The organism is Salinimicrobium oceani, assembly GCF_012037645.1.
The window spans coordinates 1-711 of record NZ_JAAVJR010000137.1 but is presented as its reverse complement, the minus strand read 5'-3'; the positions used below and the strand labels follow the sequence as shown (position 1 = coordinate 711).

Below are 711 nucleotides of genomic sequence, written 5' to 3'. Positions count from 1 at the left end.
AGTTCATTTACGCTGTCAACGGTGGGAGCGATCTTTAATAGTCGCTTTATAGCATTGTCAAATTTTGAAACATAGTCCTCGTATGGTTGAAGAATTATGTCCTCTATGGCATCTTTATTACTGAATAGGGTAATAGCTGCATCAGTGGCTTTTTTCAGGTTTCGGAAAGCAACTACATTCCCCTGGGATTTCAATTCATTCAAGATCCTGTTTGTCCTCGAATAGGCTTGAATCAAGCCATGGTAGCGTAAATTCTTATCAACATAAATAGTGTTGAGGGTCTTGCTGTCGAAGCCTGTTAGGAACATATTCACCACAAGCAGAATATCAAGTTCTTTATTCTTGACCTTCTTCCCAATATCCTTATAGTAAGAATAGAAATCGGTGGTTGTGTAGTTCCGCTGAAACATCTCATTGTAATCTTGAATAAAATCTTCCAGGTGCTCTTTGCTGTGTTTGGTTTCGTAATCGGTCGGATCTTCGGCTGCCTGCTGCATATCTCCCGGATCTGCTTCAATTATCCCCATAGCATCTGCATCTTCTTCATTAGCCTGATAGGAGAAAATAGTTCCTATTTTAAGATCATGATCCCCATTCAATTTTTTTGATTTAAACAGCTTGTAGTATTCAATTAAGGTATTGACATTCGGAACACAGAAAATGGCCGTAAATCGCTTGCTGTGCGTTTTTCGGCTGTGGTTTGCGATAATG

1 protein-coding gene is annotated in these 711 nt (G+C 39.4%); it reads right to left on the bottom strand.

All coding sequences use genetic code 11. The features are described 5' to 3' along the window. Positions 1-617: type I restriction enzyme subunit R domain-containing protein (locus HC175_RS15875; RefSeq protein ID WP_438865946.1), on the bottom strand; the 617-nt coding region annotated here is incomplete at its 3' end. Positions 618-711 lie beyond the last annotated feature (94 nt).